Source organism: Burkholderia sp. Ac-20392 (genome assembly GCF_017104585.1).
Classification (GTDB): Bacteria; Pseudomonadota; Gammaproteobacteria; order Burkholderiales; family Burkholderiaceae; genus Burkholderia; species Burkholderia lata.
The window spans coordinates 1-5,089 of sequence record NZ_JAAGPB010000561.1 but is presented as its reverse complement, the minus strand read 5'-3'; the positions used below and the strand labels follow the sequence as shown (position 1 = coordinate 5,089).

Here is a 5,089-nt window from a genome sequence, read left to right as displayed (position 1 = left end):
CCGCCGTTGCCGGCGGGCTCGCCGCCGGCCATTGGTTCCGCGGCACTGCCGACGACGGCGTCGCCGTTGCCGCGACCGCCGCACACGGCAGCCCGGTCGAACAGTTGTGGGCGGCGTCGCTGACGGGCACCGACGGCAAGCCGGCCACGCTGTCCGCCTTCAAGGGCCAGAAAGTCGTCGTCAATTTCTGGGCGTCATGGTGCGGCCCGTGCGTCGAGGAGATGCCGGAGCTCGTCGCACTGTCGCATCAGTACAAACAGAAGGGCATCCGTTTCATCGGGATCGGCGTCGATTCCGAACAGAACGTGAAGAACTTTCTGCAGAAGGTGAAGGTCGACTATCCGGTATTCATCAGCGGATATGCGGGCGCCGATCTGGCCCGCAATTTCGGAAATACCGCCGGCGCGTTGCCGTTTACGGTCGTCATCGACGAAACCGGCAAGATTCGCGAGACAAAATTGGGACAAATCCAACCGGCCGAGCTGAAAAAGACGCTCGACGCGCTGTAACCTGCCCGAACGGCGGCCCGCACGTTGGCGGCGATTTGCCCGTGGATCGCCGCAATTTCGCGTGAATTCGCCGATACTTTGCCTGCTTGCCGGTAATTCTTGCAGGTCCGGCGCGCTTGGCCGTTCGGCAAAACTAGACAAATTTCTCTAAATAGCGCTAAAGTTCGCGCAATTCCGCAGAAATAGAAGCGACCATGACACGATTGCTGGTGCTGCACGGCCCTAACCTGAACCTTCTCGGCACCCGGGAACCGGAGGTGTACGGCCGCGTCACGCTCGCGCAGATCGATCAGGCGCTTGCCGCGCGCGCCCGGGAAGCCGGCGCCGAGCTGTCGTCGTTCCAGAGCAACCATGAAGGTGCACTGGTCGACCGCATTCAGGCCGCGCGGGAGGAGCAGACCGATTTCATCCTGATCAATCCGGCCGCGTATACGCACACGAGCGTCGCGATCCGGGACGCAATCGCCGGCGTTGGCATCCCGTTCGTCGAGGTTCACTTGTCGAACGTGCATCGCCGCGAAGCGTTCAGGCACCACTCCTACTTTTCCGACCAGGCCGAAGGCGTGATCTGCGGGCTCGGCTGGAAAGGTTATCTGTACGCGCTCGAGTACGCGCTGGACAAGCTGCAAGGCACGTCGCGCGGCTGATTTCGCGATCTAGATTCAGCGCCGGCCCCTAACCGGCGCTTTTACGTATTGAAAGGGGAATTCCCGATGGATCTTCGTAAGCTGAAAACTCTGATCGACCTCGTTTCCGAATCCGGCATCTCCGAGCTGGAAGTGACGGAAGGCGAAGGCAAGGTGCGCATCGTCAAGAACGCGCCGCCGGTCTACGTGCAGCCGACGGCTGGGTATGTCCCGCAAGTCAGCGCGCCCGCTCCGTCGGCCGCGCTGCCGACCGAAGGCGCTGCCGCGTCGGCCGCAGGCGGCGCAGCCGCTCCGGCTGTCCCGCAAGGCCACGTCGTGACGTCGCCGATGGTCGGCACGTTCTATCGCGCACCGTCGCCGGGCGCAGACCCGTTCGTCCAGGTGGGCGACACGGTCAAGGAAGGCCAGACGATCTGCATCATCGAAGCGATGAAGCTGCTCAACGAGATCGAGTCGGACAAGGCCGGCGTGATCAAGGAAATCCTCGTCGAGAACGGCCAGGCCGTCGAATACGGCCAGCCGCTTTTCGTGATCGGCTAAGTCCGCCGCGCGGCCTGCGGGCCGCGCGCCGCCGATGCCCGCCAGGCGCCGTTCGCGCGCCCCTCGAAGAGACGAATACTCGCTATGTTTGAAAAAATCCTCATTGCCAACCGCGGTGAAATCGCGCTGCGCATCCAGCGTGCGTGCCGCGAGCTCGGCGTCAAGACGGTGGTCGTCTACTCGGAAGCCGACAAGGAAGCCAAGTACGTGCGACTCGCGGACGAAGCCGTCTGTATCGGCCCGGCCCCGTCGAACCTGAGCTACCTGAACATGCCGGCGCTGATCAGCGCCGCGGAAGTCACCGATGCCGAGGCGATCCACCCCGGCTACGGCTTCCTGTCGGAGAACGCCGATTTCGCGGAACGCGTCGAGCAGTCGGGCTTCACGTTCATCGGCCCGCGCCCGGAAACGATCCGCATGATGGGTGACAAGGTCACCGCGAAGCAGACGATGATCAAGACCGGCGTGCCGTGCGTGCCGGGCTCGGAAGGCGCGTTGCCTGACGATCCGAAAGAGATCGTCAAGATTGCGCGCGCGATCGGCTATCCGGTCATCATCAAGGCGGCAGGCGGCGGTGGCGGGCGCGGGATGCGCGTCGTGCACACCGAGGCCGCGCTCGTCAACGCGGTCAACATGACCCGCGAGGAAGCCGGCCGTGCGTTCGGCAACCCGCAGGTGTACATGGAGAAGTTCCTCGAGAACCCGCGCCACATCGAAATCCAGGTGCTGTCCGACGCGTACAAGAACGCGATCTGGCTCGGCGAGCGCGATTGCTCGATGCAGCGCCGCCACCAGAAGGTGATCGAGGAAGCGCCGGCGCCCGGCATTCCGCGCCGCCTGATCGACCGCATCGGCGACCGCTGCGCGGACGCCTGCAAGAAGATGGGCTACCTCGGCGCGGGCACGTTCGAATTCCTGTACGAAAACGGCGAGTTCTACTTCATCGAGATGAACACGCGCGTGCAGGTCGAGCACCCGGTATCGGAGCTGATCACGGGCGTCGACATCGTGCAGGAACAGATCCGCATCGCGGCCGGCGAGAAGCTCACGCTGCGCCAGCGCGACATCCAGTTCCGCGGACATGCGATCGAATGCCGGATCAACGCGGAAGATCCGTTCAAGTTCACGCCGTCGCCGGGCCGGATCACGTCGTGGCATACGCCCGGCGGCCCTGGCGTGCGCGTCGATTCGCACGCCTACAATGGCTATTTCGTGCCGCCGAACTATGATTCGATGATCGGCAAGCTGATCACCTACGGCGCGACGCGCGAGCAGGCAATCAGCCGGATGCGCATCGCGCTGTCGGAAATGGTCGTCGAAGGCATCCAGACCAACATCCCGCTGCACCGCGAGCTGATGATCGATTCGAAGTTCGTCGAAGGCGGCACCAGCATCCACTACCTCGAGAACCGGCTCGCCCAGAAGCAGCAGGTCGCACCGGAAGAAGCGTAAGCATGAGCTATCGCGAACTCGTCGTCGAACTGGCCCGTGAGCATGCGGAGGCGCTGTCCGACGCGCTGCTCGAACTCGGCGCGCTGTCGGTGTCCGTGGAAGACGCCGACGCCGACACGCCCGACGAACAGCCGCTCTTCGGCGAGCCGGGCCTCGTGCCCGACCGCACCGCGTGGCAGCACTCGCGCGTGGTCGCGCTGCTCGCGGCCGACCATGAGCCGGCCGTGCTGCTCGCGGCGGCCGCGAACGAAATCGGCGTCGCCGAGACGCCCGCGTTCACCGTCCGCGAAGTCGAGGAACAGGACTGGGTGCGGCTCACGCAATCGCAGTTCGAGCCGATCCCGATCGGCGAGCGGATCTGGGTCGTGCCGTCGTGGCACGATGCGCCCGATCCCGATGCGCTTATCCTCGAACTCGATCCGGGCCTCGCATTCGGCACCGGCAGCCACCCGACCACGCGCCTGTGCATGGAATGGCTCGAGCAGTCGGTGAAGCCCGGCCAGTCAGTGCTCGACTACGGCTGCGGCTCGGGCATTCTCGCGATCCTCGCGAAGAAATGCGGGGCGAACCCCGTCATCGGCATCGACATCGATCCGCAGGCAGTCGAATCGGCGCGACAGAACAGCGAACGCAACCGTGCGGAAGTCACGTACGGGCTGCCCGATGCATGCCCGGACGGCGAATTCGACATCGTCGTCGCGAACATCCTGTCGAATCCGCTGAAGCTGATGGCGTCGATGCTCGCATCGAAGGTCAAGCCGGGCGGGCGCATCGCGCTGTCGGGCGTGCTCGCGCGCCAGGCGGACGAGGTCGCGGCCGTCTACGCACGCTACGTCGACATCTCGGTCTGGCGTGAGCACGAAGGTTGGGTATGCCTCGCCGGAACCCGACGCGAAAGCCATTAGAATAGCGCTGTCCTTCACTCTGGCCAGCAGGCCGCCCGGCTCGACATGCTTCTTGCGACGCGCTGCCCTCATTGCGAAACCGTCTTCCGGCTGCAGCAGGAACAGCTCTCGCTGCATCAAGGGCTCGTGCGCTGCGGGCATTGCCACGAAGTCTTCAACGCATCCGAGTCGCTCGTTCCCGAGCACGCGCAGCAGCCCGAGCCGGCCCTGACCGAACCGGCTGCCGCGCCGGATGACGGCGATGCGCATCATCCGGCCCCGCCTCGGCTGTTCGCTGCCGAAGCGCCGGCCGGGTCACCTTCCGACACCGATTACAAGCCGGAAGGCTGGGACATGTGGGCCCCGTGGCTCGATGCCGGCGTCGACCCGTCGCTGCAGCACAGCGTGCAGACCGTGCGCACCGAGCCGCTGATCCCGCTCGCCCTTCCGTCCATCGAAGCCGGCGTCGTTCACCTGTCGGGTACGCCCGCCCCGTTCCCGCCCTCTCCGGCCGAGCTGGACACTTCCGCCGCCGTCGAGCAACCGGCCGAATCGCTGCAAACGCAAACGCCGCAGGATACCGAACCATCGGCCACGCCCGTCGAGCGCGACCCGCGTGAGCCCCGCTTCGTCGCTCACCTTCCGTCGGACGCAGAGGCCGCTCTCGATGCCGCCGAACCCGTCGGCACCGCGCACTTCGCCGTGCCGGACGACGAACGCGCGCCGCGCGAACCGCGTTTTGCGTTCGCTCCTGCGCCGGCCGTCACCGAAGCCGGGGCCGAGCCCGACACCCGCACTGACACCACACGGCACGACGAGACGCCAGTCGCGGCCACCAACGCGCCGGCCGCACCATTCCCCGCTGCGCTGACCGACGACGATCGTCCGCATTTCGCCGTCACGCGCGAGACGCGCGCGCCGCAGCGACGCGGCATGCTCGGCGGTTTTTTCGGCGGCCTCGTCGCCGCCGTGCTCGCCGTGCTGCTCGTCGCACAACTCGCATGGTGGCAGCGCGAAACGGTGATGATCTACTGGCCCGTCACGCAGGGCTGGTTCA

At 65.7% G+C, this 5,089-nt stretch carries 6 protein-coding genes; all 6 read left to right on the top strand.

From position 1 onward, the window contains the following. Positions 1–509: TlpA disulfide reductase family protein (locus G3N99_RS34470; RefSeq protein WP_206124604.1), on the top strand; the 509-nt coding region annotated here is incomplete at its 5' end. A gap of 194 nt (positions 510–703) precedes the next feature. Further along, complete coding sequence (gene aroQ / locus G3N99_RS34465; protein ID WP_011350880.1) at positions 704–1,156, top strand: type II 3-dehydroquinate dehydratase; 453 nt, start codon at positions 704–706, stop codon at positions 1,154–1,156. Between the two features lie 66 nt (positions 1,157–1,222). Further along, entirely contained in the window at positions 1,223–1,696 is a 474-nt protein-coding gene (accB, locus tag G3N99_RS34460) for an acetyl-CoA carboxylase biotin carboxyl carrier protein (protein WP_174939085.1), read from the top strand. Between the two features lie 84 nt (positions 1,697–1,780). Then, the gene (gene accC / locus G3N99_RS34455) at positions 1,781–3,148 is read left to right on the top strand and encodes an acetyl-CoA carboxylase biotin carboxylase subunit (protein ID WP_021161890.1); all 1,368 of its coding nucleotides are present in this window, start codon (positions 1,781–1,783) and stop codon (positions 3,146–3,148) included. 2 nt (positions 3,149–3,150) lie between these two features. Then, on the top strand, positions 3,151–4,053 hold the full coding sequence (prmA, locus tag G3N99_RS34450; protein WP_089472119.1) for a 50S ribosomal protein L11 methyltransferase: 903 nt from the start codon (positions 3,151–3,153) through the stop codon (positions 4,051–4,053). Positions 4,054–4,098: 45 nt separating this feature from the next. Next, positions 4,099–5,089: zinc-ribbon domain-containing protein (locus G3N99_RS34445; RefSeq protein ID WP_206124603.1), on the top strand; the 991-nt coding region annotated here is incomplete at its 3' end.

Excerpts from the sequence above, each read along its gene's own strand:
- aroQ (WP_011350880.1), top strand. The coding sequence starts at position 704 with ATGACACGATTGCTGGTGCTGCACGGCCCTAACCTGAACCTTCTCGGC.
- accB (WP_174939085.1), top strand. The coding sequence starts at position 1,223 with ATGGATCTTCGTAAGCTGAAAACTCTGATCGACCTCGTTTCCGAATCC.
- accC (WP_021161890.1), top strand. The coding sequence starts at position 1,781 with ATGTTTGAAAAAATCCTCATTGCCAACCGCGGTGAAATCGCGCTGCGC.
- prmA (WP_089472119.1), top strand. The coding sequence starts at position 3,151 with ATGAGCTATCGCGAACTCGTCGTCGAACTGGCCCGTGAGCATGCGGAG.